Source organism: Pontibacter sp. CAU 1760, assembly GCF_054482735.1.
Genome location: NZ_JBTLRL010000018.1, coordinates 35648 through 61271, shown reverse-complemented (window position 1 = coordinate 61271; position 25624 = coordinate 35648). Strand labels below are relative to the sequence as shown.

Sequence of the window (25624 nt, the reverse complement as noted above, 5' to 3'; positions counted from 1 at the left end):
TTTAGTTTTAAGTTTGTAAAACCAATTGCTACTTTTGGCCCTATTCTTTTTTTCCCATTCATGATTCTATTTCAAAACAGCCTTATCAAGCTAGACTACAACCCGGGCAAAGACATACTGTGTGTGAACTACCCAGACCTGCATGATTATCTCCTTTCGGAGATAAAGCACAGCATTGGCATCATTATCGATACAGTCAGGAACTACGACATCAAATTTCTCCTCCTGGATGGGCGCCAAACCATTTCGACAACACCTACGCAGGAAGGCAGGGATATTGCACTGACGTTGGCTACCGGCCTGGCGCAAACCCGTCTCCGCAAACTGGCCAGGCTAGAGTCCCAGAACCCTGACGTGGAACAGAGAGCCAAAGAAAATGTAGCTGCTGTCCATACCGCCCTTGCCCCTCCTTTTGACATAAAAAACTTTAGCGAGGAGCAGGAGGCCTTGACTTGGTTAGCTGCCGGAGAGGGCTTGTCAGAGCGTGTCAGCGTTTAGCACATCAATATAGTTGATCTTCAGGGAAATGGTGCGGCCTGACACCTGGTCTTCTGCCACCTCCATGTTGAATATCTTCTCATCCGGGAAAGTAAATTTCTTGAACACAAACACATTGCGGTATTTACGCCTGAAGTTGTCTGTGTCGTAGAGCGTGAACACCGGTGCCACCTCTAGCTGCTGAAAGTTGGTGGCCTTTCCCACTTTCTTATCCTCTATATTAAAGCGGATCTGGTCAATGTCGTAGGCGATGTTGGTGCGGTTCTTCATCGACACATCCAGAAAGAAGTAGTCGCCCACGGTGTAGATGTTGTTGAGCCGGATATCCACCTTCTGGCTGGTGATGCGCGCACGGGCATGGCTGGGCCTTTCCTGCACGGCCAGCAGCGCAAACCGCTGCATGTCCTCAGAACTCATCGACACAGCTGGGTTAATGAACGCATCCACCTTGGTGGGGTCAATCCTTACCTCTGACTGCGCAGCGTCCGGAGCGGGGGCATAGCTAAGCCTGTACTGGACCATGAAGCGCTCTCCGACGATAGTCACCACACCCAGCGCGGGCTTTCCGTTCTTGGGCTTTACCCTTAGAATGCTGGAAACGGGAATATCTCCGGCCACATCGTCTGTGGAGATATCCACGTATTTGATGGGCTCCGGGCTGATAAAGTGCGTGGAGATGTCCTTGTGAATGTAAACCGTCTCAGGCCCTTTCAATTGCCCGAAGGCGAGGGCGGGAAAGAGCAGGGAACACAGGAGAATAAAAGGCTTTTTCATTTTAATTATCATCATTAGGTTAATGAACCTCATTACTGTTTTGATTTATTATCTATTAGGTAAACAACGGTGTTGTATTTAAGCTTTGCCTTGTTTCGCTTGATGGCGCTGCCGGCTGCCCGGGTGGCAGTCTGGGCCATGCGGTCAGCCATGGAGTAGAGGATCTGGGCGGAGTTCTCCGGGTCCCGCTCAAAGTTGATGCTTTGCCCCTGGGTGGCGCGGCTGGCCAGCTCGCGGGTAAACTCCCGGAACTGTGAGTCCGGCACGTAGAGTCCTTTCAGCCCGTCGTTATCATACACACTCAGGCTCACGGGCGCTATCTGCTCCCCCATCAGGATAGAGGAGATCGTGATTTCCACCCGCTGGGCGCTAAAGCCGGAGACAAGCCCGTAGAGGTAGCTACCTTTGGCTATTTCCATGCCGGCCACATAGATGTCGTCCATTAGCCTGACGCGTATCCTGCCCCCGTCCTGCACCTTGAGTCCCTCATCCAGTATGGCTTTAATGAACTCCTCCTCCGGAGTGCCCGAAATCGTGTTGAAATAGGCAGTGTTAAGGTTAGCGCTCTTGCTGACAGAAAGCGCCTCAGGTGCTTCTTCCTTAGGCAGCTCACTTTCTGATGGTGTAGCTGTCAGCCTTCTGCGAGTTGGCTTACTTGTGGGCTCCTCTCCTGCCCTGGATAAGGAATCCACGTAAGCCATCTGCTCACGGAACAGGCGCATTTCCTTTTCATAATCGGACTCGGTTCTTCGGGGCGCTTTTCTCGCCGGAGCAGAGCTGGTAGCATAGCGGGAGCTCTCCTGCCTTTGGTTTACCCGATTCATAAAAGGCTCCGGCTGCTGACCTGCGAGGATCTCGTTGTTGAGGCTGTCGAGGATGGCCTGCTCCTCAGCTGAGTAGACGCTGCCGTACTCCTGTTGCCTGGTGGTGTTATCACCCAACTCCCGGATAGCCGAGTAGTCGGTGCGGTATTTGTGGGCCTCCCTGGAGGCGGCAAACTTATCTTTCACCTCCCGCTTTTTCAGGTTGGCGTCCGGTAGTTCTGTGTTCAATGACGCTGTTTCTACCATCACCGCCGCATCAGCCTCCGCTGTGGTTTCCCCGGCAGGGCCGAAGGTATCGAGGTAGAGGTAATTGAAGATAAAGAGGAACGGCAGCACGATGAGCGGCAGGATATAGCGCCCTTTCTTGAAGTCTATCTTATTCATGGATAATGTGGTTAAGCTGTTTGTCTATATCGCGAAGGAAGACGCTGTCTTGTGGCGAGAGGCTGTCAGGGTTGATGCTTTGTAGGGAGGAATAGAGTTGCCAGGCCTGTAGTATATCTGCGCCCGCAGGCCGCGCCTGCTGCTCTTTGTTGAAGCCGGAGTAGAGGAGCTTCGCTGTATCATCAAAGTTACCCTGCGCTTTGCCACGGCCTGCCATCAGCCAGATAATACCCGAAGCCATCAGGCAGAACATGCCTGCCACCATTACCTTCTGGTGCGCATTCGCCCATTTAAAAATTCTTCTTCTCCACATACTCCAGGTCTTTGTTAAGCACTGTTTTCCAATTCTTGATAATCAGTCCGTGGGGGTTGTTCTCCGTGCGCGGTACGTCCTGCAGGTCTCCCTCTGTAATCAGGGCCCTGGTGGCAATGGAAGTAGGCCGCTCGATGCGCTGCCTGGCGTAGTAGGTGAAATGCCTGTTTTCATCGACCACCACACTATCAGTCTGGATGGTGAGAAGCGCAGAGCTGGCCAGAATGGAATTGTAGTAGCCCTTCTCTTTTAAATTGTTGTATTGCGCAAGCCCCGTGTCATCCACCAGGTACATGGCCTTGCTCAGGTTGTTTTTGATGTAGGCATCATCCGGAGGAAGCGTGAAAAACAGCAGGTGAAACATGTTCACGTGCGAGGCATACTCCACCTCCCGGTTCGTGCCCTGGTCGGTCTGACGCACCAGCACCGGCACGTTGTGGTCGAGCACATAGATATTCTTGCGCTGCTCATTGACCAGGCTGTAGGCAAAAACAAACGTCATGGCAGCAATGATAATGCTGGTAATGAAGCTGCCCACACTGATAGCCAGCGAGAGTTTTATTTTCTTTTCGATATTCTGAATCATGGTCCTTGTAAAATTTATCTTGAAAGTTTGCGCATGGCCTTTCCTGCCCCCCCTGCCATAGAGCCGATGGCATTGCCAATGCCGCTGGTGTTGATGACCCAGGTAGAAATCACAGGAATGGAGAGCATGGCCAGCCCCCCGATGATAAGGCTCACGATGTAAAAGCTGATGCTGCCCGAGGGGTAGGAGACGTAGGCGATAAACATCTCCTCATTGTCCAGCACCGCCCTAAGAATCTCTATTTCCTTCATCAGCCCATATTTAACCAGCACAAAGGAAATGGACATGACAATGTAGGCGATGGTCGAATACAGCCCCACCGCGACGTAACGGCCTATCCAGGTGAGGTAAGAATCGCGAAAACCGGGGAGGATGCTCAGGGCAAAGGAGAAAGGCCCCAGTATCACCAGGATTCCGGCAAAGATGATTTGCAGGAAGAAGATAATGTAAATGCAAACCTGAAAGATGAGGATCACCACATACTCCACAAGGCGCATCATCGTAAAGTGCATCTTGGCCATGAGCATCAGGTAATAGCCTTTCATCTTGTTGAACATCGGCTCCAGGTCGATGCCCATCTTCTCCATCCAGTCCTTGTCTCTGGTTTCTGCCTGCACCTGCTCAAAGTCTGCGCTGGAGTCAGAGAGCTTGATGGCGACAGAATCAATCAACGCCACTCTTTCCAGGTGCATATCCCCTACCTGGTCTATCTGCGCTGCATACATAGCTTTCGCACTGTCCCGCACCACGGTCAGCGGGAAATTGAGCACGTCCACAAAGCCGCCCCAGAAGATGATTACCAGCGCCAGGGCAAAGGGCCTGAACAGGGCCATGTAGCGCAGCTGCTCATCCCCCGCCATCATCTTATAGGCCTCCACGGCAAAGTAAAGCAGCATGGCAATGGCGGCCACCGCCTGCGCATCAGCCAGGAAGCTGCCGGCCAGGTCCTGAATGTTGAGAAACAGGCCGTCGAAAAGGTCAAATATGGATTTGTCGATGAGCTCGCGCATCTATTTTGCTAAGTTGTTGGTGGTATTGAAAAGGAAAATGATGCGCCGGTAGTAGCCCCGCAGTGTTAGCATGTCAGCCAGGTATCCGCGGAAGGATTTAGCTTTCACCGCATCATCCTCATAAGCTTCTTTAGTGATCTGGATATCCGTCTTTATCCTGTCTTTTTCCTGCCGGAGCTTGAGCAGGATATCCGGATCCACCCCTGCCGCTATTGACTCGGCATGGAGCGCGTCCAGTTCTGTATCAAGGGTTCCTATCTTGTGGCTATAAAGCAGGTGAAAGCTTTTGTTAAGGCTACGATCAGCGCCCTTGAACACCTCCTGTTCCCAGACAGTGGTTACCTCCTCCTCTTCGCGCTCGGCCTGTTCCTGATTTAGCCTTACCGCTGCCATAGTGGGCAGGAGCTGGAGCATGTTGCGGCGGTCGTCGCCTTTGCGGTACTTGTTATGAAAGAGAATGAAGTACCACTTCGGGTCGAAGCCGCTCCAGCGTGTCACGACCTCCCGTTCCATCTGGTGGCGCACATATTTACCGTCCACTATGGAAACAGGAACCTGCGCCCTGGCTTCCGGGAGCATGGCCAGAAAGGCAGCACAGAGAAGAAGAAAAGCATAGGTGCCACCACCCCTGCCTCTGGTTGATTTTATAATGTGCCTTTCAGGCATATTAAGTATTTGAGTTGTGGCTGCCATTTCCTTACTTTTTGATTGTCTTGTATTCATCCAGCAGCGAGTTGATGATAGCCTGGCTGTTATCGGGGTACTTCAGTCCCAGTGGGTTCATGGTCTTTATCAGCCCGGCATGCTTGGCCACCCGCATCTTTCGCACTATCGAGTAAGACAGCCCGCGCATTATGCGCAGCTCGTCTACTACATGGCGAATGAGGGAAAGGCGGTCGGCGTTGGTCATCAGGTTCACGTCCGTGCCGATCACGGCGACCTGGTAGATGTAGGTGAACAAATCCGCCGTGCGGTTTATCAGTTGCAGCTCCGTTTTAGCCGCAATGAGCAGCAACTCCGGGTCTCCCTGGGCAATGTCCATCATCTGGCCCTGGTAGGTGCCGATGTCCTGGGCAATGGTGGAGGCATAGACAATGTTCTTGCTCTGGCCTACTATCGCCTGCACGGACTTCAGGGAGGTGTACATCTTCTCCTCCAGCTGCCTGATTTGCCCCATTTTGAAAGTAATACTCTGCTGTGTGGCTGAAATTTCGGTTTCCCTTTCTTTAATGTCATTTAAGGCCGCCTGCTGCGCGGTGTGGTTCACCACGAGCGTAGACACCACGGCAGGGTCAAAGACAAGCTGCTGGGCCTGCGAGGCGGTCCAACCTATTGTTAAGGCGCTAATCAAGCACAGGTATTTTCTCATGGCTCTTTTTATTAATTAGGTTAATGAATTCAATTAGCTTCATGTTAGATATCTGGAAATCCCTGACAAACATCTCCAGTGCCTGCTGGTAGGTAAGATAGCGGTCCACATACACCTGCAGGGCTTCTTTCTCCCGGCGCTCGGTGGTATAAGTCAGGTACTCATAGAGTGACACCTCCACGCCGTACACCTCGCCGGTGCTGCCACGTTTGATGTAGACTTCCTTGAACCGGCCGCGCCCTTCCTTGTTGTCGAGGTTGTTGATGGTGAAGATCTTCTTTTGCTCCACCTGGTTAAGCGAAAGCAAGCCCGCTATTTCTGAGAAGTTGTCTTTGAACTTGGTCTGGTCCAGCAGGCAGATGGTATCCGAGTTATTGATAATGCTGTTCTTGACCACGGCATTCCCCATGATGTCCTCCAGCTCCTGGGTCACGACCACCGCCTCGCCCCAGAACTTGCGCACGGTCTTGTAGACGTAGAGAATGTAGCCCGCCATGAGCGGGGAGGCGATCGCCTTCCAGGCCTCCTCAATGATCAGGGCCTTGCGGTTTTTCTTGTGGCGCATCTTCTGCAGGAACACGTCCATGATGATGATGGTCGTAATCGGGAAGAGGATCTTGTGCTCCTTGATGGCGTCAATCTCAAATACGATGAACTTCTCATCAAACAGGGCAGCGTCTACAGCATTGTTGAGGATGGTGCCGTACTCGCCGCCGAGGCAGAACTTCTTGAGGATAAAGCGGTAGCTGGTGCTATCAAAAGGGATGGCTTCGGCTTTGGTGATCTCCCCTATCTTGTCAACTGAAAAGTCATAAAAAGACTGAAAGCTTAGGTAGCTGCTCTCTTTCTCCCTTTTGTAAAAATCCTCATAGTAGGCCGACACCACCGAGGAAAGCACGCTGTCCTCTATCTGGTTGGCGGTGCCGTCCGCGCCTTTCCAGAGCAGCAGGACAAGTGACTTTAAAAACTCCCGCTTCTCTTCGTTGAACTCCTCCACGGAAATGCGGAAAGGGTTCATCGTGATGGGCTCCTCCTCGGAGTAGGTGATGTACTTGCCGCCGTAGTAGCTGCATAGGCCGCTGTAGGAGTGCCCGGTGTCCACTAAAATCACGTCCGTGTCCTGCAGGGCGTACTGCCGGATAAGGTGGTTCATAAAAAAGGACTTGCCGGCACCGGAAGGTCCCAGCACGAACTTGTTTCGGTTGTTCATGCGGTTGGTGTTAATGGGCATGTCGCTGGTGTCGATGGCCACGGGGATGCCCTGGCGGTCTGAGAAGAATACCTGAAAACCTGACTCCTCGTCCTTCAGCAAACCTTCTTTGAACAGCAGGCACAGGGCCGCATCCGATGTGGTCTGAAAGGTATCGTATGCCCTTAGCTCCGAGGCGTTGCCCGGCAATGCGCAGCGGAACAGCTCCAGCTGGTTGTAAGCATTGCGGGAGGGGATGATGCCCAGCGAGAACAATGCGCTCTCAATGTAGTTGACGGCCCTGTCGATGTGCTGCTCTCCGGCAGAAACGAGTATGTTAAAGTGCCCGTGCACAAGCAGTTGGTTATCCTTTGCGATGTCCGCCAATACCCGGTCAATGTCCTCCACGGCCAAATCATTGGCCGGGTCCGGCATGGAGGTATGCCGCTTGCGCTTGGCGACAAGCTTATTGATCTCCCCTCTTTGGTCCGGGATCTGAATCACCTGGCTGTAAATCACGCAGTCCGTGGCCGGTATCTTATGAAGGAAATGCAGCATATCCACCGGCAGCGAAAAGCCCAGGTTGACATCGGTATGGGGCGTGATAGAGGCGGGGAAATTGATTTCGTCAACGTCTACCAGCGAGATACTCTTAATCACCCGCTTCCCTGATTTTATGCCATCCTCTGAAGCGCTGAAGTTGTTGAGGCTGTACACCTCATCCGAGAAGTTAAAGGCCAGCAGGCGGCTGATGAGCGCCTTGATTCCCTTCTCTGTGAGCACCTGCGGCCCGAAGCCTTTTGACTCCAGCAACTCCACCACTTTTGTGATGTTGCGCTGGAAGGCTTTGAATTCTTTTTCCTCATAGGTAAAGAAAGCCGAGCGCCTCACGTCCCGTGTTATGGTCAGGTAAGTTGTGATATCGCGGTACTCCCTGCCGGCAAAAGCCTCGTTGTATTTTTGGCTGAGGAAATCAGACGAGGCTCGCCCCTTGAACTGCTTCAGCGCGAAAATATCCAGCTTCTGCAAAGTGTAGCCCGAGCCGAGTATCTTGACGATGTTGGAGAAGACATAATGAAAGTCCGTGTAGGCATCCACATCCGCGGCATACTGCAGCACAGGATTCGTGATGCGTATCAATACCGAGTGGTCACCGGTTTCATGGTAGAGGATATCGTGCACCTGGCGGTCGATGCCGATATAGGGCAGGGTAAATTTTTTGTTCTTCATAACTGGTGGTTGATGGTGTATTAGCGGCGGCTGAACCGCGAGGGTAAGACGTACACTCCGGCGGATCTGGTCTTGGCGTGCAGGCCTCTCTTCTGGCGGCTGTTGGTGTAGAGCAAACCACCCATGGAGACGGCCAGCAGGGCCATAAACCCGGCGAGGAAGTTAACGGCAACGGTCAGGGTGACAGCAGACAAAAAACCGGCTAAAACACTGCCCATCGCCCAGTAGATGTAGCGGCCCTTGAAGGACTTGAATACAAGGGGCTGCTGTAGCCCCTTGTAGACATTGTACCCTGTGTGCCTCCCGGTAGCCATGGGGCTATACGCCGAAGAAGGCCTTCACCACCACGCCCACCAGCATCAGGAACACGCACGATCCAAGCCAGCCCATAAGTGACTTCTGCACGTCCTGGTCTCCTGTGTTCCACTTGATGAACACGCGCACCCCCCCTACCAGCCCGACAATAGCCCCGATAACAATGATCAGGGTTCCGATCGGGTCCACGTAGGTGGTAAGCTCTGAGGAAGCTGCGTCTATGCCTGACACACCCTGCGCCATGGTTTGCTGCACTAAAGCCAGTAGTGCGACTGCCACAAATGAAAGTCTCTTTTCCATAAAGCTTGTACTTGAGTTGGTTTTAGAATATTGAATTTGAATAGGTTTTAGCTTCTTTCAGGAACTCATCCAGTGGGATACCCTGGCCTTCTACCCGCAGCGCCGGCTGTGGCTCTCTGGTGAGCTCCGCTTTAGCATCGGCCTCATGACGGTAGGTGTCCTCTGCTTCCCCTTCAGTCAGGTCATAGGCCTGTTCCTCACTGCTGGTGAGCTCCTCCATGCCATAGTGCACAGCTGCATCAGCAGGCGCTTTCTGTGTGCGTGAGAAGAACAAATCGTAGAGGAAGTTGAGCACGTAATAAACGGCGTATGCTCCTGCCACAACTCCGAAAAAGGTACTCCATGCCATAACTCAATTTTTAAAAATGAACCTACTGGATTATAAGTTTAAAGCATATAATTTTTTAGTCTAATAATCTATTGCTTCGTTTCTCAACCAGCTCCTGAATAAGCTCCTTGTGCTTACTGAAGAACTCTTGCAGCAGAAAGCTCACCAGCACATTGGATTTTATTTTTGCTTTTTTCTTGAGCAGGTCAAGCACTTCGGCACTCTCCTCATCCACGTAAACAGCCTTTCTGTCAATCTCCATCTCCTTTCGCGCAGCTTCCAACACCTTGAATAGCTGCGTAAAACCTCCCTTATTTAGGACAGTGTCTATATCCTTTGCTTGTGAGGTGGTAGAGATCTCCCCATTGCCTGGAGCAGCAGCAGTTGGTGGCTGCACGCTTTGGCTCACAACCTTCAGAGTACCTCTCGACACAGCTTCTACAGGTGATTTTTCAGCACCTAGCTTAGCTTTTATGCTATCCAATAGTGAATTGTTCTTATTCATTGACATACGCAATGTATACGTTATATGCTTAAAATAAAGAATATATTCTGCAAAAGATTGAAAGCTTTTTAAGCCTAAAAAGAAAAACCCCTCAGAAGCATATCCTGAGGGGTTTAAAATGGGGTAATATTGTGTTTATCTAATATACTGATCGTAGATAAAGTCGAAGGATTCCTGCACCACTTCCCTAGCCTCGGAGCTAATGGAGACAGTATCGATGCGCTGCAGGGCCACCCGCTCCGCTATCTCCGGAGCGATTTCACCGAAAGCGGCCAGCACCTCCCGGACTTTCTCCTTCGTCTCGTATTTGATGGTTTTATTTAGCCTGGTGGGAAGAAAGACAATCTTGTTTTCAGCATTCAGGTGCCTGGCCACCCGGGCAAACACATGGGAGGACTCAAACACGCTGCGCTCATAGGCGATGGGGCAGATGATCAGGTCCGCGTCTTTAAGCACGGCAAGGAGCGAATCATCATCCAGCCTGCCCGGCATGTCAATGATCACCTGCGTTTGCCCTTTCAAGGCATCCAGGTCCGCGGCATACTTTGGGTAATCCTCCAGGTCAAGCTTGAGCACCTCATAGAGCGGTTCGTTGGCATACAGCTCCCGGTCCCGCTCCCACTTGGAGTGGACGGTTTCCTGAGTGTCCATGTCGAAGATGACCACCTCCTCATTTCTGTCCAGTGCCAGGTAGTTTGCCAGCAGCACGCAGGTAGTGGATTTGCCCACGCCGCCTTTCTGGTTTGCGATGACTATTTTCATATATCGTCGATTAGCGTTTTAACCTTCGCTTGTTTTTCCGCTCCTGCTCTGCTGACCGGCCACTCTGCTGCAGGCCGTCGGCCATGAGTTCGAGCAACTCCATGATTGAGCCGGGAGAGTGCTCCAGCTGGCGGCTGGCCTGCTGGCTGATACCTCTGTCCAGGTCCAGCACGTGAACCGTGCCGTAGTCAAGTGGGCGGCTGGTCAGCAGACTTACCGGGTGGATAGCCTTCTCCCTTTTATCAATCAGGTAATGCGCTCCCTCTAGCCTGGCAATATTCCATCCATTGCTTTGCAAAACATCGGGCAGCGTTTTGCTGTTGGCCAGCATGCTGTTCAACCTGTCACTGGCATACTCGCGCGCCTCTTCAGCTTGGGGGCTGTTGCTCTTCAGGGTATCGGCGCGGAGGTGAAACACGCGCTCCAGGACCCGCCTCTCGGCCTCACTGGTACTAGCCCACTCCTTGGCCTGCTCCAGGCGCCGGTGATGGCGCTGCTCCGGGTTTACCTCTCCGGACGTATGGAGCAGCTCGCTTAGTCTCATCACCTGGGAGCCCTTGAGTACCTGCTTTTGCGCATGGTCGATAATGGTGTAACCGTACGTCTCATCCTTTCCCTTCGCCTGGTGAAACACCAGCTGCACACCGAACTTGGATTGCAGCAGGGCATTCAGCTGCTTCTCATCCAGTCCCGGCTTATACTTGTTAATCACCGCCCGTAGCTGATGGATACGCTCGGAGGGCAGGACGTAGGCTTCAGTCTTCTGGGTAATAAAGGCCCTGCCCATCTCACTTACCCGGCTGCCGTACTTGATGAACTCGTAGGCGTTGCCCCGCTCCCCTACCTTCACGCCACTTGCCTCCAGCAGCAGCTTGAACTGGACAGGGGTGGAGAAATTATAGGCCAGTGCTTTTGTGACATGCGCCTTTATCTCTTCCCCAACGTCCTGGAGCAAGATCTCCTTCATCGCCTTCTGGCTCCGGGTGCGCTCAAAGGAATCATCAATCTTTCTGCCCTCCGCATTCACGCGGGAGGAGACGATGTGCACGTGGTTGTTGGCTGTGTCGGTGTGGAAGTAGATCAGGTAGGGGTTCTCTGCATACCCCATCCTCTCCAGGTACTGCTCGGCAATGTCCTTCAACTCCGGGCCGCTTTTCTCCCTGCCCTCACACGATATCACGGCATGGAACTGCGGCTGCTTTACTGTTTGCCTGTTGTCTTCAGACCGGGACCAGGAAAGCAGGTAGCCCTTATAGTCCATGTCTGCAATGCCGGAGGATCCGGTGTGGAGCATGCCGAAGTTCTCGGACGCCAGCAGCTGGGCCGTGCCTTTGGCTATTTTGGCCTCGTTGTAGTGGACCCCAGAGAAGGTGGCGGCGGAGGAAAGTATCTTGACTATCATAACCCGGTAAATGTATGGGATAATCACAAAATCGAATCCGCAATGCGGAATGCGGATTGCGGATCTAGCGGACTGTGCGCAGGTAGGAACGGATGGCCTTCACATATTCCTCCTCCACCTGCAGAAACTTCTGGAAGTGCTGGTTGTATTCAGCGATCACCTCTCCCGCTACCATGTTGTTCTTCTCCAGGTAGTGCACATACTTAGCAATCTGGTTGATGTTGGTGCCTACCTTCTTGAGCGCCCCGCCGGTTTGGTCAATGGCCCGGAACAGCTTCTTTGGGTTATAGAGGGGGGCGTTATTCTCGGAGAGCAGCCTTGCCCGCATGTACTCGCTTAGGTCTTTGTAGCCGGCATTCGCTGCCCACTGCTCCAAATTGGTACGCTCGTCTTCCGTGAGTCGGATACTGGCTGACTTGCGGCGCTTCTCCGCTGCCCTCATCGGTGGCCTGCCGCCTTTGGACTTCCATGCTGGTACCTGTTGCTGGTTTTCCATTTTTTATATTTTAAAGATGATGAGTCGCGAATAATCTGCCCTTGCTTTCCCTACGTGGAAAGCGAGGCAAGAGGTTTATGTGCAACATAAACACATCTTGCAAAGAAATATCCGGAGGGGAAAATAGCAACCAAAAGTGAAAATAAAGGCTAAACGGCGGCATGATTTAGAATAGCCGGAAAATATGAAATAATCCTTGATTTGTGTAGACTGTCAAATACTGACTCACATCGGTAGTCAAAGATGGACTGCAGGGACCTGGTGCAGGCATCAGTCGGGAGCTTGTAGGACAGATCATCTTAGTTAGCTCGGAGCTGGCTTTGGCCCAACTATGCTCGAACGCTGCGACGGGCATTGTCAGCAGCTTCAGTTCTTCTGCCTCAACTGCCGGCCACAGCGTCTATGCGCATCTCCAGGCGGCACACAGCAAACTCGTACTCTTCTTCTGATAGGAAGGACCTGTCTCTCATGTGACAAAAAATGAAATGGCACTTAATCTAAAGAGCAATATAGGTGGTACTTGACTGTGTTGCATACTAATTTTTGGTGCACTTCTCCCTAAAATTACGGGCCACTACTCTGACCGCCGTTGGATGATTTGAGAAGGCCTGGTTCTGATGATAAACACTCGAAATCCGAGCCTATCTCTCATACATGGCTGGGAGCACATCCTAAACTGATGCGCAATGGGAAGGATGACACGCGATAGGGCTTGCGTTTATCTTGCGCTGGCTACTGCCTTTCTTTTGCCTGGTGCTTGTATGGGTTCGCCGGCATGTTAGCACTGCACCAGGATTTAGCTTTTGGCGAGCTTTCGAATTAAGCCATCAAATGGCTTAATACCTTGATCTCTTTGGCCGCTTCAGAGCCGGCGGGAGCGTTTTTTATCTGTGCAATGCGGGATGCCACCGCATGATATTGGGCTTCTGTCGTTATCATGTTACATTTTACCTTTGCTTAGCACAATATACGGCTTAACACTTTGGTAATATGCGCCGCTCACCCTGCTTTTTCGGTAGCTTCACCAATTCGTAAAGAAGACCTTCATTCTACCATGCCTGCTCCCTGGCACTGGCTTCAGGCTCTTTCTAAAAGCGTCTGCTTATACCCGTTCTTGCCTAATACGCGGCCACAAACCCCCATAGCCGCATCAACTCCTGAGCGTCTGCTGTGCCAGGCTCAGCATCCTGCAGCTGCGCTATCCGGGCGAGGGCGTAGTTGTAGGATCATTGACGGGTGATTGATTCCGGGCTCATCTATGTTCAAACGTTGATGTCCCGCCTTTTACGAATTTGGCTTCATATGTGTATACTGACGGCTAAGCGAGACCTGCATTAACCCTGGTTGCTCCATTTCAAAGAGCACAGTGTGTAATCTGTTTTGCCTCATGCACACTGCGCGACACTTCTGTTTCCTTTAAAGGCGGTTAGGGAATCGGTTGAACCAGGCTACACAAATCCGGGTAAACCTTTCTCTTAAACAACAATCCGCATGACACAATGCGTAATCTGCAATGCGTTTTCCGTATTCCGTTTTCCGCAAAACTTATAAAAAGTGGTTTTTGGGGCTGCCTCTTTTTTTCCCTTGGTACTGCGGCGATGGACTCCTGTTCTGTTTTGTTGGCTGGCGGAAAATCGATTTTAAGCCCCTCTGAGCGCGTCAACTGTTCATGAAGGAACCCGCCCGGTTTTGCTCGGAGCGCTTGCTAGCGTTAAGCTATGGTTGTCCTGTGGCCAGAATTCACGGGAAGCCCCATCAGTTCCCCTGTAGCCCGGGAACCTGTGTCTCCTTCTATCAACTAAAAACTTAGTTGTCGCGCCCCGGTGCTCTTTTTTCCCTTTTGTTTTTTTTTGCTTTTCCCGGAGGAGCACTTTTACTTTTGTAGGGGCTGTTGATCCCTTAAACGCTATGGCGCGATAGCGCCCAACACAATTTTGTGTATTTGTTCTTATTTGTTCTATTTGCAGGGGTTGTAAGTACTGTGTTTATCAGGGAGTTACGCGGGTTTAAAACCACGTATTATAAGTTTAAAACCACTTTTTATAACTCTGTGACCACTTTTTATAAGCTAAAAACCACGTTTTATAAGTTGTCCGACCACTTTTTATAAGCCAAAAACCACGTTCAAAAATAAGGGTGGTTTTTATGGAGTTGTTTTATATCTTTGGCTAAACCGTTCAAGCCATGGAAGCCTCTAAAGCCGTCGAAATCAGGCAGCACAACGCCATCACAGCTGCCCGCTATGATTACTCCTCCTGTCAGTTGGATATCCTCTTCTGCCTGCTCTCTCACCTGAGAAAGGAGGATTCCCCAAACATCTCCTACCGCATCAACATCGCGGACGTGGAAAGGCTGACCGGACGCCAGTGGAATTACCAGCAGCTCCGGGAGGCCACAGCTGACATGGGCTCACGGATGTTCGAGGTGGAGAATGAGAAAGCCTACAAGCAGCTGTGGATGTTCCAGAAGGTGGAGTACATCAAAGGGCATGGTTGCCTGGAAATCGTGCTCTCGGAGTTCATCCGGCCCTACCTGTTTGAGCTGAAGGATAACTTCACCTCCTACCAGCTTCACTCGGCGCTGAAGCTCTCCAGCAAGTACGCCAAGCGTATCTACCAGCTGGCCAGCCAGTGGAAGGACATCGGCGAGACGAAGACCTACACCATCGAGGAGCTAAAGCTTATGCTCAAGCTCAAGGACCCGAAAGGGAAGCTTCCGGAGCAGTTCGAGAAGTTCAGCCAGTTCAAGGCGCGTGTGCTCGATATTGCCATGCGCCAGATTAACGAGCACACGGACCTGAACATCAGTTACCATCTTATCAAGCAGGGGAAGGCATTCCACAGCATCCGCTTTTACATGAAGCCGCAGCTGCCTGACCAGCTCCCTATTCCCTTTGACCAGGCAGAGGAGGAGGTGCGCCACCAGAACGCCCGCCAGATACTGGATGCTCTGGGCATTAAGGACAACAAGCTCATTCAGCAGATCATGTCTGATAAAGGTCTGGTAGACGCCGTCTTCAAGTTCAGCTACGGCCTTAAAACAGGCAGGACGAAAGCAGACAAGAACCCGGGCGGCCTGCTGCTAAAAGTGCTGGGTCTTCGGTAATCCCATCAGGAAGCATAGACAAAAGGGGAAAAAAGCAAGCACGGCAAAACGTGCAGCGCACTGACAACCAACCAGATAAGTAAAGATGTAATTAGGTTAATGAACTTCATGAGAGAAATGAACCTATTTTACTTCATGAGATTAAATACTATCATTGTAGCCCTATGGCAAAAATCATCTCTTTAGTCAACCATAAAGGCGGCGTAGCCAAGAGCACCTCTGCCCTCAACATAGCCGGTGCATTGCGCGACCGGGGCAGCAGGGTGCTGCTCATAGACCTGGACTCACAGGCGAACCTTACACTGGCCCTGCACCGCCAGGAGCTAGAGCATACCATTGGCCACGTGCTTACCGGAAGATCCACCTTTGACCAGGCGTTGATCCATACCTCCATCGGCATCGACCTGTTGGGCGCAAGCTTTGAGCTCAACCAGTTCGAGATACAGCTAGCAAAGGAGAAGTTCTCCGAGTTTGTGCTAAAGAAAAGGCTCGACACGCCAGCCGTTCAGGCCTATGACTACGTGGTGATAGACACGCCGCCGGCTCTGGGCGTGCTGACCATTAACGCGCTGCTCTTCACCAACTATTACCTGATCCCGCTGCAGGCGGATTTCTTCTCGATACAGGGCGTGAAAACGATTCTGGAGTCTGCCGGTACCATCAGCGAGTTTAACGGCAGCCTGGAGTTCATTGGGGCTTTCCTGACGCGCTTTAACAAGTCGAGCAACAAGATCATCGACCGGGACGTGTATCAGCACCTGAGCGAGGAGCTCGGCGGCAAGCTGCTGGATACTACCATCAGGGAGAACACCACACTGAACGTGGCCGTGGTGCAGGCGCAGGACATCTTCTCCTATGACCCGCAGGCCAACGGTGCGGTGGACTACAGGAAGCTGACGGAGGAGGTGCTGCAGCGCATTTCGTAGCCCCATTAAAGTAACGACATTCACGAGGTTAATGAACCTCATGCGCTTCATGTGAGAGGCGACTAAGCGAGCAACAATGGCAAAGAATAAAGAGAAACTGAATCTATCATCCGGGCTTAAGGCGGGAGGTAAATCCCTCAGCGAACTGATCTACTCTAAGGATAAAACCGGTGCAGCACCGCAGGAGCCCCAGGCACCAGCGGGCCAGGAGCAGGGGGGAGGCATCAGTGAGCAGGATTACCTTGATGCGCACGATGTGCTGCTTCCATACTCCACCATCCTGAGAGCTGACCTGTACCTAAAGGCAAAGCGCGTGGAGTACTGGGACCGCACCTCCCTGCGCGAGATACTGGAGACTGCACTTGAGCAGTACCTGAAGGACAAGGCCTCGACCCAAACGCCGCTGCCGGAAAAGGAGCGCAAGAAACTGAAAGCACTGAAGCGTCCCTGGGACTACCGGAAGGAGGGGGCAGACAAACGCAAAGGAGGGAAATAACAGCATGAGCAAAATCCTCTTCTACCTCCAAGTACGCATTTGTGATGCTGCTATCCCGCCCCACCAGCTGGCGGTGGGAGCGCGAGAAACTACGACGGTAGTTCGAGGGGAAGTTTAAGTAGTTCTATTTAAGTGCTCTTTAGAGTCTGGTGGTGGATAAATGATTCATGATGGCAATTAGGTTAATTAACATCATGATATAAAACACTCAAGCTATGAACCTCTACCAATTCAACTACTACGACCTAAACCGCAGAGCGGAAATAGTCTGGCGCACCGGCAGCTACCTGTCGGTGCGCCACGATGGGGGGCACAGTGTGGTGCTCTACCACATGGGCGAGTTCTTCGTTGAGGTATATTACTCTCCGGAAGATAACCAGGTAAAGACGGTGCGCGGCTTTAAAAGCAAGGCCTGCCTGGAGCCTTACCTGGAGAGAGTCAGCCTGCAGGAGCTGATGGGGGAGAAGTAAAGAGCCTCCCCGGTGTGGAGAGGCTTCAGCCTGGTGATGGCATCAACTCTTGAAAAGCTCCAGATAGGGAGAGAAGAGGTAGATGCGGTTGCGGCTCTGACCGGTCTGCTCTACCAGTATTCCTGCCTTCTCACAGCTTTCAATCAACTCTCCTGCTGCTTTCTTACTTAGTTGGCAGATGCTCTTCTGGGCGTCTTTCACCGTCACGACCGGATGCTCAAATAACTGGAGGAGCAGTCTCAAGGCCGATTGCGTGCGCTTTCCCCATTCCCAGCGGATGCTGTTCTCCAGGTCCTGCCTTAGCGTGATAACCTTTTAGAGCGTGTCTACCGCCTCCTGAGCTGTCTTTTCCACGCCGATAAGAAAGTACTTCAGCCAGTGGAGCATGTCGTTCTTTTTCCGGACCCGTGTCAGGTTATCGTAATAATGGGACTTGTATTTTTCGAAATAGGAGGACAGGTACAAAAGCGGTTGGTGCAGGATGTCGGGCTTTTTCATCGGCATCTTCGAAGGCCTTGCGCAGTACTTCAACGAGCGTGATAAGGTATGAGCTGATGGGGCCAAAGGGCTATGCTGAATATAGGGTCATGACAGAGGGCATTGACAACCCATCTTCTGATTAAGATAATTATAATCATGGGGTTAATTAACCTCATGATTATAATTATCTTTTGTATATAGACCATGATTTTACCCGGACTAGGGTGTAGCAGGCAGTAGGCTTTCAGCTACAGGGGCGGCGCTTGCTTTGCGCGGGAGGAACAGCCACTGTTCTGACAGCTGCGGAATGGAGAGCAGCGCAATGGAACAGATGGCTGAACGGTGGCCAGCGGACGGGAAGCTCTCTGACAGATTAGCATAATCTGGCTGAGTGCTGAACGGTGGGAGCAAAGCTTGCCGGGGAGGGTTGCCTTACCAATAGTATAAACCTTTCAGCACCCATTTCCATTTCCCCAGTAGTGCTTCCGTTTAACATAATAGGTGTATGTGGTAAAAAGTATCTGTTCTGTGTCTGATGCAACAGCAGCGCTGCTAAAGCAGTATAACAGCAAAATTATTCTTACCTTTGCATTTATGAAGTACCTAACTGTCATATGGGCAACTTTCATCTTAGCCATGGCGTGCTTGCCTTGCTCAGATGAAGGCGCAGCCTTTGCCCAAAGCGAGGTGACGACAGTTCAGGCTGATCATTTTCATCAGGACAGCGCGCAGGACGAGGACCTGTGCTCGCCGCTTTGTGAGTGCAACTGCTGTGGCGGCATTACGCTTACCTCACGGGCAGTCCCACCTTCAGAGCCACTTCCGTATCCGCAGGGCACGTACAGCAGCGCGTATTTTGATGACGCGGCTTATTCGCCTGCATTCCCCTTCTGGCATCCGCCTAAGGTTTAGCCTACTCTTTTCCATTTAAGAAAACACGCACTGTTGCATTGCCAATGCAACTAAGAATGGCGTGCGCATATACTTTCTATATGTGGATTTTTGGGTTAAATCAATTATTGTAGTGTTAGATAAAATCATTCATTTTTCCATCTACAATAAGCTCATCATCGGCATCTTGACGCTGGGGCTTATTGTATGGGGCGGCTATTCCCTGACGCAGCTGCCCATCGATGCCGTCCCGGACATCACCAACAACCAGGTACAGGTCATCACCACCAGCCCCTCTCTCGCTGCCCAGGAGGTGGAGCGGCTCATCAGCTTTCCCGTGGAGCAGACCATGTCCACCATCCCGGATATTGAGGAGGTGCGCTCTATTTCCCGATTCGGGCTCTCCGTGGTAACCATTGTGTTCAAAGAGAACGTGGACGTTTACTGGGCGCGACAGCAAGTGGCGGAGCGGCTCTCGGAAGCTTCCGGGAACATACCGCCCGGCGTCGGCAGCCCCGAGATGGCGCCTATCTCCACAGGGTTGGGCGAGATTTACCAGTATGTGGTGCACGCCAAGCCGGGCTATGAGCAGCAGTACTCCGCCATGGAGCTGCGCACCATCCAGGACTGGATCGTTCGCCGGCAGCTGCTGGGCACGCCCGGCGTGGCGGAGGTGAACAGCTTCGGCGGCTACCTGAAGCAATACGAAATCGCCATAGACCCTGACAGGCTCAAGGCGCACAGCCTGAGTATCACGGATGTGCTCACAGCCCTGGAGCGCAACAACGGCAACACCGGCGGGGCCTACATCGACAAAAAGCCCAACGCCTACTTTGTGCGCAGCGAGGGGCTAATCGAGAGCCTGAGCGAAGTGGAGAAAGTGGTCGTCAGCAACACCTCTGATGGCACGCCCGTCCTTGTTTCAGACATTGCCGAGGTGCAGTTTGGCACGGCCAACCGCTACGGGGCCCTGACCGACGCCCAGGGCGAAGCGGTGGGCGGCATTGTGATGCTGCTCAAAGGCGAGAACACCAACCAAGTGGTCGAGCGGGTGAAAACGCGCATGGAACAGATCCGGAAGACCCTGCCGGAGGGCGTGGCCGTCGAAGCCTTCCTGGACCGGAGTGAGCTGATCGGCAGGGCCATCAGCACCGTGGAGCGCAACCTGATTGAAGGAGCCCTGATCGTGATCTTTGTGCTCGTGCTCTTTTTGGGGAACCTTCGCGCCGGTCTGGTGGTGGCCTCCGTCATACCCCTGGCCATGCTGTTTGCCATCATCCTGATGCGCCTGTTCAATGTGACGGGTAACCTGATGAGCCTGGGCGCCATAGACTTCGGTATCATTGTGGACGGCGCCGTGATCATCGTGGAAGCCACCATGCACCACCTGGGCCTGCGTGGCGAAAAGAGGCTTACCCAGGCCCAGATGGATGAGGAAGTGTACGCGTCGGCCCGCAAGATCCGCACGTCGGCTGCCTTCGGCGAGATCATCATCCTGATCGTGTACCTGCCTATCCTGGTGCTGGTGGGAATAGAGGGAAAGATGTTCCGGCCCATGGCACTGACGGTATCCTTTGCCATTTTGGGAGCCTTCATCCTTTCCCTGACGTACGTGCCGATGATGTCAGCACTGGTGCTGAGCAAGAACACCGCCCACAAGCGTAACTTCTCCGACAGGATGATGGACTTCTTCCAGCGCCTTTACAGTCCCGTTATCAAGGGGGCCTTGAGGATGAAGGCGCTGGTGCTGTTGCTGGCTGTCGGTTTGTTTGCCCTGGCCCTGCTGCTCTTCTCCCGCATGGGCAGCGAGTTTATACCTACCTTAGATGAAGGCGACTTTGCGCTGGAGACCAGGCTCCTAACGGGCAGCTCCCTGTCCGAGACCATCGAAAAAGTATCTCTGGCTTCCCGCATCCTGAAAGAGCGGTTTCCGGAAGTAAAGGAGGTGATCAGCAAGATCGGGGCCGCCGAGATACCGACAGACCCGATGCCGATGGAAGCGGCGGACGTGACCATTATACTGAAGGACAAGGACGAGTGGACCAGCGCCGACACCCGCGAAGAGCTGGCCCGCCAGATGACCGAGGCCCTAGAAGCCATTCCCGGTGTCACCTTCGGCGTTTCCCAGCCCATACAGCTGCGCTCCAACGAGCTGATTTCGGGGGTGCGCCAGGATGTGGGCATCAAGATATTCGGAGACGACCTGCGGGAGCTGACGCGCCTTTCCCAGGAAGTGGGGCGGGTGGTCTCGGCGGTAGAGGGGGCGGAAGACCTGTACGTGGAGCAGGTGTCGGGCCTGCCACAGATCGTGGTGGACATTAACCGCGACCAGCTCGCCAAGTTCGGGCTGGATGTGGAAACGGTGAACCAGGTCATCAACTCCGCCTTTGCCGGGCAGAGCGCGGGGATGGTGTACGAGGGCGACCGCCGCTTTGAGCTGGTGGTCAGGCTCACGCAGGAGGAGCGGCAAAGTATAGACGACGTGCGGCAGCTCTACGTCACAGCGCCTAATGGGGTGCAGGTTCCGTTGGAGCAGCTCGCCAGCGTGCAGTACCAGCAGGGGCCGAACCAGATTCAGCGGGAAGACGCCCAGAGGCGCATCATCGTGGGCTTCAACGTCAGGGGCCGCGACATTGCCAGCGTGGTGGAGGAAGTGCAGGCCAGGATCGACCGCTCGGTGCAGCTGCCAACCGGGTACTTTGTCACTTATGGCGGGCAGTTCGAGAACCTGGAGCAGGCTAACCAGCGGCTCTCGGTGGCCGTGCCCGCTGCCCTTGCGCTTATCTTTCTGCTGCTCTACCTAACGTTTAAATCCGTGCGCTTCTCGCTGCTCATCTTCACGGCCATTCCGTTCTCGGCCATCGGGGGCGTGCTGGCGCTGTGGGTGCGCGGCATGCCTTTCAGCATCTCCGCCGGGGTTGGTTTCATTGCCCTTTTCGGCGTGGCCGTGCTGAACGGAATCGTGCTCATTGCAGAGTTTAACAGGCAGCGGCGGGAAGAGGGCTTGCAGGACCTGCGCGATGTGGTGCTGACCGGCACATCCATACGATTGCGCCCGGTGCTGATGACGGCCACCGTGGCTTCATTGGGCTTTCTTCCGATGGCACTCTCCAGCACGGCAGGCGCGGAAGTACAGAAACCATTGGCTACGGTCGTGATCGGCGGTTTGATCACATCCACCCTGCTGACCCTGATCGTGCTTCCCGTACTGTATGTTTCACTAGAAAGTTATTATATGAAATATCAGCAAAAGAAAGCAAGCGGTGACGGGCTCCCAACGGGTACGGCCTTTCTCATAGTGCTGGCAACCTTGGCCGTACTGTCGTTTGCCGCACCGCAGCAGGCAAAGGCGCAGCAGGGCGCAAAGGTTTATACGTTGCCAGAGGCGGTTTCGCAGGCACTTGACCGGAATCCGGGTGTAGGGGCTGCCAGGCTGGATATAGAAAGGGCGCAGGCACTCAAAGGGGCGGCATGGAATACAGACAAAACACGAGTCCAGTACTCTACGGGCAAGCTCTCCACGGGTGCGTATGACAGGGAGCTGTCCGTGTCCCAGTCGCTCCCTTTCCCCACCGTGTACGCCCGGCAGGCGACGCTGGCGGAGGAGCTCACCGAGGTAAGCAGGCTTAACCTGTCGCAGCGCCAGCGGGAGATTGTGCGGGATGTCAGGCTGAACTACTACGGCCTGGTGTACACCCTTTCGCAGCTGCGTTTGCTCCGTTACCAGGACAGCCTGTATGCGCAGTTCCTGAGGGCGGCCCAGGTCCGGCTGCGAACCGGGGAGACTAACCTGCTCGAAAAGGTAACAGCCGAGGCACAACTCTCGGAAGTGCGCAACAACGCCTTTCAGGTCGAGGCCGACAGGGCCATTTTCCAGGAGCGGCTTCAGGCTGTTTTGGCTACCGACTCCCTTATCGCCCCGGCAGACACAGTTTTGCAAAAGCTGCCATTCCCCGAGGTAACCGAACAGATCTTGGAGCAGCACCCACGGCTACAACTGGCCCGGCAACAGGTAGAGGTTAGGCAGGCCGAGACAAAGCTCGAGCGGGCAAGGCTGCTGCCAGACCTGCAAGTAGGGTATACCAACCGCACCTTAGGCGGGGGCCACGAAGGCGCAGCAGCCGATGTGGAGCCACCGCAGGAAGTATCGTTTGGCGTGGCCATACCCCTTTGGCCCAAACCGCAGCAACGCCGCATACAGGCCGCCAAGCTGCAGGCCGATGCCGCCAGCCTGGACCTGCGGCAAACCCGAAACGGGCTCTTGGCCGATGCCGCAGCGGCGCTGCAGCAGGGGTTAAAACTGCAAAGCAGCCTGGCCTACTACGAGGCAACCGCGCTGCCACAGGCAGCGCTTATTATCACGCAGGCCACAAAAGCATACCGGGTAGGGCAAATCGGTTACCAGGAGTATGCGCTGAGCCTGAACAGGGGGCTCTCCATTCGGGCTAACTACCTGGAGACGCTCCACGCCTACAACAGGGCCGTGATTGAGCTGCAGTTTTTTATCGAAAATAAAACAACCAATTAAACCGACCATATCCGAAATGAAAAGGATCAGCTATATACTATACCTTACGGGATTATTACTCTTCTCTGCCTGCGGCAACGAACCAGAGACCGTGCAGGAGCCCGAGCACCAGGAAGAAGGCGAGGCCCGTGCAGGAGAGAGCCCGACAACTGCCGAGCTTACGGAAGAGCAGTACCGGGTGGCAGGCATTGCCTTAGGAAAACCGCAGCTGCGCAACCTGAGCAACACGCTCACGCTGACGGGAAAGCTGGACCTGCCGCCGCAGAACATGGCCTCCGTCACAGCGCCCCTTGGCGGGTTCATCCGAAAAACGAAAGTGCTGGAAGGCACATACGTAAAAAAGGGTGACCTGCTGGCTACCATCGAGAACCCTGAGTTCGTGACGCTGCAGGAAGAGTACCTGGACGCCAGGAGCCGCCTGGACTATCTGGAGCTGGAGTACAAGCGCCAGCAGGAGCTGTATGAGGAGCAGGTGTCCTCTGCCAAGACGTATCAGCAAACGGTGGCCGAGTATAAAAGTGCGCAGGCGCGGGTACAGGCCCTGCAGGAGCGTCTGGCCATCATCGGTTTAACGAACGGCTCCCTTCGAAGCGGGAAGATCAAGCGCATACTCCCGCTGCATGCGCCTTTAGAAGGATACATTACCTATGTCCAGGCGGATGTGGGGCAGTATGTGGCCCCTACGGACGTGCTTTTCCGCATCGCCGACACCGACCACCTGCACGTGGAGCTGACCGTTTTTGAGAAAGACCTGACTTCGCTCAGGAAAGGGCAGGTGGTGCGCTACTCCTTGCCTGGGGAAAGGGAGGCCCAGCGCGAGGCCACCATCTACCTGATCGGCAAAGAAATCAGCCCGGAGCGCACTGTGCAGGTGCACGCCCACATGGAAGGCGAGGACAAGGACCTGGTTCCGGGCATGTACGTGCAGGCCCAGGTGGCACTGGATAATAAGCAGGTGATGGCCCTGCCGGAGGCGGCGGTGGTTCAGGAAAACAACGCTTCGTTTGTCTTTCTCTACACAGGCCAGGAGCAGGAAGGAGAGGCCCTGATGAAGAAGTTTAGAATGGTCCCCGTTGAGCGGGGGGTGGAGCAGGCGGGCTTTGTGCAGGTGGCGCTCCCGGCCGGTGTGGATACGGCTACGGAAAATTTTGTAACCACAGGGGCCTACTCCATACTTTCAAAGCTGCGCAACGCTGAGAGTGAGGGAGGTCATGGGCATTAAGAATGAATGGGGATAGATATACTGAAGTCATTGGGCTTTTTCTTGCTGGCGGGCCTGTGCGAAATCGGCGGCGGCTACATGGTGTGGCTTTGGCTGAAGGAGGACAAACCGCTGTGGTACGGCGCCCTGGGGGCCGTTATACTGGTGCTGTACGGGGTGGTGGCCACTTGGCAAACGGCAGGCTTTGCCAGGGTGTATGCCACCTACGGGGGTGTCTTCATCATCATGTCGCTGGCCTGGGGCTGGAAAGTAGATGGCCACAGGCCGGACAGGTGGGATATTGTCGGGGCCCTGGTCGCGCTCTTGGGCGCCTGCATCATCATTTACATGCCTAGAAAATAAAGAAAACACTCACCAAACACGAAGCTATGCTGCAGAAACTGGACAATCTCCTGCAAGGAAAGCAAATCAAGCCCACGGCCATGCGCCTGCTGGTGCTGGACTTTCTGATAGGGCAACAGGCAACTGTCAGCCTGAACGACCTGGAGGCGGCTTTTCACCGGGCGGACCGCATTACCCTGTACCGCACCCTGAAGACTTTTGAGGAGAAGGGGCTGGTGCATAGCATCATGGATGGCACCGGAGCGGTAAAGTACGCGCTCTGCGAAGAGGGCTGTGAATGCGCCCCTGAGGATATGCACGTGCATTTCTTTTGCAACAAATGCCAAGAGACAATTTGCCTGCCCAAGTCGCGTATCCCGCAAATCCCCCTGCCGGAGAACTTCAGGCAGGAAGAAGTTAGCCTGGTGATCAAGGGTACCTGCGGGAGCTGCAGCTAAACAATGCAATGCGATTGCAGGCAGGCCAGCTGTAGCTTTGTTTTATGAACGTAAACTAGCGAACTATGATATCTAACTGGAGCATGCCCGCTGGGCTTCGGGATTATTACCGGCAGGAGCTAACCTCTTACCGCACGCTGTGGCAGCAAGGGCTTGCTGCTGAGGCATGGAGGCACCTGGAACGGGCGCACGTTCTGGGCCAGCCATACCCTGTGGCACATACCGCCGTACATTGGAGGATGCTTTTGTTTGGCTATAAAACCAGGAACGCAAAGGAACTAGCAGGGCAGCTGCCGCGACTGCTAGTTGGGGGAGTGAAGTCCTGGGCGGGGATGATACCCGTCGGTAACACCGGTGGTGCCAACGTGCCGCCGCTCCGGCCTATGCCGATTCCGGAGAGTCTGCAGCTGATCATTCAGCATGCCCGTTAACCATTAAGTAT

General features: G+C 53.7%; 28 protein-coding genes. 11 read left to right on the top strand and 17 right to left on the bottom strand.

The features are described 5' to 3' along the window. Positions 1-60 precede the first annotated feature (60 nt). Positions 61-498, top strand: coding sequence for a hypothetical protein (locus tag ACXYMU_RS19215; RefSeq protein WP_458988042.1), 438 nt, complete (start codon positions 61-63; stop codon positions 496-498). Here the strand turns inward: ACXYMU_RS19215 and traN are convergent. From traN to ACXYMU_RS19140, 15 genes are all read right to left on the bottom strand, one after another. Beyond that, positions 478-1287 (bottom strand): conjugative transposon protein TraN, encoded by an 810-nt coding sequence (traN, locus tag ACXYMU_RS19210; protein WP_458988041.1) that lies wholly within the window; start codon positions 1285-1287, stop codon positions 478-480. The genes ACXYMU_RS19215 and traN overlap by 21 nt on opposite strands. Before the next feature lie 17 nt (positions 1288-1304). Next, positions 1305-2480 (bottom strand): conjugative transposon protein TraM, encoded by a 1176-nt coding sequence (traM, locus tag ACXYMU_RS19205; RefSeq protein ID WP_458988040.1) that lies wholly within the window; start codon positions 2478-2480, stop codon positions 1305-1307. Then, complete coding sequence (locus ACXYMU_RS19200) at positions 2473-2793, bottom strand: hypothetical protein (protein ID WP_458988039.1); 321 nt, start codon at positions 2791-2793, stop codon at positions 2473-2475. Before ACXYMU_RS19200 ends, traM begins: the two co-directional genes overlap by 8 nt. Next, a complete protein-coding gene (gene traK / locus ACXYMU_RS19195) occupies positions 2771-3379 on the bottom strand; it encodes a conjugative transposon protein TraK (protein ID WP_458988038.1) in 609 nt (202 codons plus the stop codon). The genes ACXYMU_RS19200 and traK overlap by 23 nt, the downstream gene beginning before the upstream one ends. 14 nt (positions 3380-3393) lie before the next feature. Next, the gene (locus tag ACXYMU_RS19190; RefSeq protein WP_458988037.1) at positions 3394-4389 is read right to left on the bottom strand and encodes a plasmid transfer protein; all 996 of its coding nucleotides are present in this window, start codon (positions 4387-4389) and stop codon (positions 3394-3396) included. Further along, entirely contained in the window at positions 4390-5055 is a 666-nt protein-coding gene (locus tag ACXYMU_RS19185) for a hypothetical protein (protein ID WP_458988036.1), read from the bottom strand. Positions 5056-5086: 31 nt separating this feature from the next. Then, positions 5087-5758: a plasmid transfer protein gene (locus tag ACXYMU_RS19180; protein ID WP_458988035.1), complete on the bottom strand. Its 672-nt coding sequence runs from the start codon at positions 5756-5758 to the stop codon at positions 5087-5089. Continuing rightward, on the bottom strand, positions 5733-8177 hold the full coding sequence (locus tag ACXYMU_RS19175) for a TraG family conjugative transposon ATPase (protein WP_458988034.1): 2445 nt from the start codon (positions 8175-8177) through the stop codon (positions 5733-5735). The genes ACXYMU_RS19180 and ACXYMU_RS19175 overlap by 26 nt, the downstream gene beginning before the upstream one ends. A 20-nt stretch (positions 8178-8197) precedes the next feature. Beyond that, on the bottom strand, positions 8198-8491 hold the full coding sequence (locus tag ACXYMU_RS19170; RefSeq protein ID WP_458988033.1) for a DUF4133 domain-containing protein: 294 nt from the start codon (positions 8489-8491) through the stop codon (positions 8198-8200). Between the two features lie 4 nt (positions 8492-8495). After that, on the bottom strand, positions 8496-8792 hold the full coding sequence (locus ACXYMU_RS19165; protein ID WP_458988032.1) for a DUF4134 domain-containing protein: 297 nt from the start codon (positions 8790-8792) through the stop codon (positions 8496-8498). Positions 8793-8814: 22 nt separating this feature from the next. Continuing rightward, a complete protein-coding gene (locus ACXYMU_RS19160; RefSeq protein ID WP_458988031.1) occupies positions 8815-9141 on the bottom strand; it encodes a hypothetical protein in 327 nt (108 codons plus the stop codon). A 55-nt stretch (positions 9142-9196) separates the two neighbouring features. After that, on the bottom strand, positions 9197-9604 hold the full coding sequence (locus tag ACXYMU_RS19155) for a hypothetical protein (RefSeq protein WP_458988030.1): 408 nt from the start codon (positions 9602-9604) through the stop codon (positions 9197-9199). A 156-nt stretch (positions 9605-9760) separates the two neighbouring features. Beyond that, entirely contained in the window at positions 9761-10387 is a 627-nt protein-coding gene (locus tag ACXYMU_RS19150; protein WP_458988029.1) for a ParA family protein, read from the bottom strand. Between the two features lie 10 nt (positions 10388-10397). Further along, positions 10398-11789 carry a relaxase/mobilization nuclease domain-containing protein gene (locus tag ACXYMU_RS19145; protein ID WP_458988028.1) on the bottom strand — a complete coding sequence of 464 codons (1392 nt, stop codon included), beginning with the start codon at positions 11787-11789 and terminating at the stop codon, positions 10398-10400. A gap of 64 nt (positions 11790-11853) precedes the next feature. After that, entirely contained in the window at positions 11854-12285 is a 432-nt protein-coding gene (locus tag ACXYMU_RS19140) for a plasmid mobilization protein (RefSeq protein ID WP_458988027.1), read from the bottom strand. 2184 nt (positions 12286-14469) lie between these two features. Here ACXYMU_RS19140 and ACXYMU_RS19135 point away from each other — a divergent pair. The 4 genes from ACXYMU_RS19135 (at position 14470) to ACXYMU_RS19120 (ending at position 17282) form a co-directional block, all read left to right on the top strand. Next, entirely contained in the window at positions 14470-15390 is a 921-nt protein-coding gene (locus tag ACXYMU_RS19135) for a RepB family plasmid replication initiator protein (RefSeq protein WP_458988026.1), read from the top strand. Between the two features lie 164 nt (positions 15391-15554). Beyond that, a complete protein-coding gene (locus ACXYMU_RS19130; protein WP_458988025.1) occupies positions 15555-16316 on the top strand; it encodes a ParA family protein in 762 nt (253 codons plus the stop codon). Between the two features lie 76 nt (positions 16317-16392). Continuing rightward, complete coding sequence (locus tag ACXYMU_RS19125) at positions 16393-16812, top strand: hypothetical protein (RefSeq protein WP_458988024.1); 420 nt, start codon at positions 16393-16395, stop codon at positions 16810-16812. A gap of 215 nt (positions 16813-17027) precedes the next feature. Continuing rightward, positions 17028-17282: a hypothetical protein gene (locus tag ACXYMU_RS19120; RefSeq protein ID WP_458988023.1), complete on the top strand. Its 255-nt coding sequence runs from the start codon at positions 17028-17030 to the stop codon at positions 17280-17282. Between the two features lie 42 nt (positions 17283-17324). Here the strand turns inward: ACXYMU_RS19120 and ACXYMU_RS19115 are convergent, their stop codons facing one another. Beyond that, complete coding sequence (locus ACXYMU_RS19115; RefSeq protein ID WP_458988022.1) at positions 17325-17525, bottom strand: hypothetical protein; 201 nt, start codon at positions 17523-17525, stop codon at positions 17325-17327. A gap of 72 nt (positions 17526-17597) precedes the next feature. Further along, the gene (locus tag ACXYMU_RS19110; RefSeq protein WP_458988021.1) at positions 17598-17786 is read right to left on the bottom strand and encodes a hypothetical protein; all 189 of its coding nucleotides are present in this window, start codon (positions 17784-17786) and stop codon (positions 17598-17600) included. Between the two features lie 570 nt (positions 17787-18356). On the opposite strand from ACXYMU_RS19110, the gene ACXYMU_RS19105 reads away from it, so the two are divergent. The 6 genes from ACXYMU_RS19105 (at position 18357) to ACXYMU_RS19080 (ending at position 25613) form a co-directional block, all read left to right on the top strand. Continuing rightward, a complete protein-coding gene (locus tag ACXYMU_RS19105; RefSeq protein WP_458988020.1) occupies positions 18357-18674 on the top strand; it encodes a DUF6660 family protein in 318 nt (105 codons plus the stop codon). A 112-nt stretch (positions 18675-18786) separates the two neighbouring features. After that, positions 18787-23181 carry a CusA/CzcA family heavy metal efflux RND transporter gene (locus tag ACXYMU_RS19100; protein ID WP_458988019.1) on the top strand — a complete coding sequence of 1465 codons (4395 nt, stop codon included), beginning with the start codon at positions 18787-18789 and terminating at the stop codon, positions 23179-23181. Positions 23182-23197: 16 nt separating this feature from the next. Beyond that, positions 23198-24403, top strand: coding sequence for an efflux RND transporter periplasmic adaptor subunit (locus ACXYMU_RS19095; RefSeq protein WP_458988018.1), 1206 nt, complete (start codon positions 23198-23200; stop codon positions 24401-24403). A 6-nt stretch (positions 24404-24409) separates the two neighbouring features. Then, entirely contained in the window at positions 24410-24745 is a 336-nt protein-coding gene (locus tag ACXYMU_RS19090; protein ID WP_458988017.1) for a YnfA family protein, read from the top strand. Positions 24746-24771: 26 nt separating this feature from the next. Further along, positions 24772-25182 carry a Fur family transcriptional regulator gene (locus ACXYMU_RS19085; RefSeq protein ID WP_458988016.1) on the top strand — a complete coding sequence of 137 codons (411 nt, stop codon included), beginning with the start codon at positions 24772-24774 and terminating at the stop codon, positions 25180-25182. Positions 25183-25247: 65 nt separating this feature from the next. Then, a complete protein-coding gene (locus ACXYMU_RS19080) occupies positions 25248-25613 on the top strand; it encodes a DUF3703 domain-containing protein (RefSeq protein ID WP_458988015.1) in 366 nt (121 codons plus the stop codon). Positions 25614-25624 lie beyond the last annotated feature (11 nt).

Coding starts and splice junctions, on each gene's coding strand:
- ACXYMU_RS19185 (WP_458988036.1), bottom strand. CDS start 5,055: ATGCCTGAAAGGCACATTATAAAATCAACCAGAGGCAGGGGTGGTGGC.
- ACXYMU_RS19130 (WP_458988025.1), top strand. CDS start 15,555: ATGGCAAAAATCATCTCTTTAGTCAACCATAAAGGCGGCGTAGCCAAG.
- traK (WP_458988038.1), bottom strand. CDS start 3,379: ATGATTCAGAATATCGAAAAGAAAATAAAACTCTCGCTGGCTATCAGT.
- ACXYMU_RS19140 (WP_458988027.1), bottom strand. CDS start 12,285: ATGGAAAACCAGCAACAGGTACCAGCATGGAAGTCCAAAGGCGGCAGG.
- ACXYMU_RS19180 (WP_458988035.1), bottom strand. CDS start 5,758: ATGAGAAAATACCTGTGCTTGATTAGCGCCTTAACAATAGGTTGGACC.
- ACXYMU_RS19105 (WP_458988020.1), top strand. CDS start 18,357: ATGAAGTACCTAACTGTCATATGGGCAACTTTCATCTTAGCCATGGCG.
- ACXYMU_RS19170 (WP_458988033.1), bottom strand. CDS start 8,491: ATGGCTACCGGGAGGCACACAGGGTACAATGTCTACAAGGGGCTACAG.
- ACXYMU_RS19110 (WP_458988021.1), bottom strand. CDS start 17,786: ATGCCGATGAAAAAGCCCGACATCCTGCACCAACCGCTTTTGTACCTG.
- traM (WP_458988040.1), bottom strand. CDS start 2,480: ATGAATAAGATAGACTTCAAGAAAGGGCGCTATATCCTGCCGCTCATC.
- ACXYMU_RS19165 (WP_458988032.1), bottom strand. CDS start 8,792: ATGGAAAAGAGACTTTCATTTGTGGCAGTCGCACTACTGGCTTTAGTG.
- ACXYMU_RS19190 (WP_458988037.1), bottom strand. CDS start 4,389: ATGCGCGAGCTCATCGACAAATCCATATTTGACCTTTTCGACGGCCTG.
- ACXYMU_RS19135 (WP_458988026.1), top strand. CDS start 14,470: ATGGAAGCCTCTAAAGCCGTCGAAATCAGGCAGCACAACGCCATCACA.
- ACXYMU_RS19080 (WP_458988015.1), top strand. CDS start 25,248: ATGATATCTAACTGGAGCATGCCCGCTGGGCTTCGGGATTATTACCGG.
- ACXYMU_RS19145 (WP_458988028.1), bottom strand. CDS start 11,789: ATGATAGTCAAGATACTTTCCTCCGCCGCCACCTTCTCTGGGGTCCAC.
- traN (WP_458988041.1), bottom strand. CDS start 1,287: ATGATGATAATTAAAATGAAAAAGCCTTTTATTCTCCTGTGTTCCCTG.
- ACXYMU_RS19200 (WP_458988039.1), bottom strand. CDS start 2,793: ATGTGGAGAAGAAGAATTTTTAAATGGGCGAATGCGCACCAGAAGGTA.
- ACXYMU_RS19150 (WP_458988029.1), bottom strand. CDS start 10,387: ATGAAAATAGTCATCGCAAACCAGAAAGGCGGCGTGGGCAAATCCACT.
- ACXYMU_RS19175 (WP_458988034.1), bottom strand. CDS start 8,177: ATGAAGAACAAAAAATTTACCCTGCCCTATATCGGCATCGACCGCCAG.
- ACXYMU_RS19215 (WP_458988042.1), top strand. CDS start 61: ATGATTCTATTTCAAAACAGCCTTATCAAGCTAGACTACAACCCGGGC.
- ACXYMU_RS19125 (WP_458988024.1), top strand. CDS start 16,393: ATGGCAAAGAATAAAGAGAAACTGAATCTATCATCCGGGCTTAAGGCG.
- ACXYMU_RS19090 (WP_458988017.1), top strand. CDS start 24,410: ATGGGGATAGATATACTGAAGTCATTGGGCTTTTTCTTGCTGGCGGGC.
- ACXYMU_RS19085 (WP_458988016.1), top strand. CDS start 24,772: ATGCTGCAGAAACTGGACAATCTCCTGCAAGGAAAGCAAATCAAGCCC.
- ACXYMU_RS19120 (WP_458988023.1), top strand. CDS start 17,028: ATGAACCTCTACCAATTCAACTACTACGACCTAAACCGCAGAGCGGAA.
- ACXYMU_RS19095 (WP_458988018.1), top strand. CDS start 23,198: ATGAAAAGGATCAGCTATATACTATACCTTACGGGATTATTACTCTTC.
- ACXYMU_RS19160 (WP_458988031.1), bottom strand. CDS start 9,141: ATGGCATGGAGTACCTTTTTCGGAGTTGTGGCAGGAGCATACGCCGTT.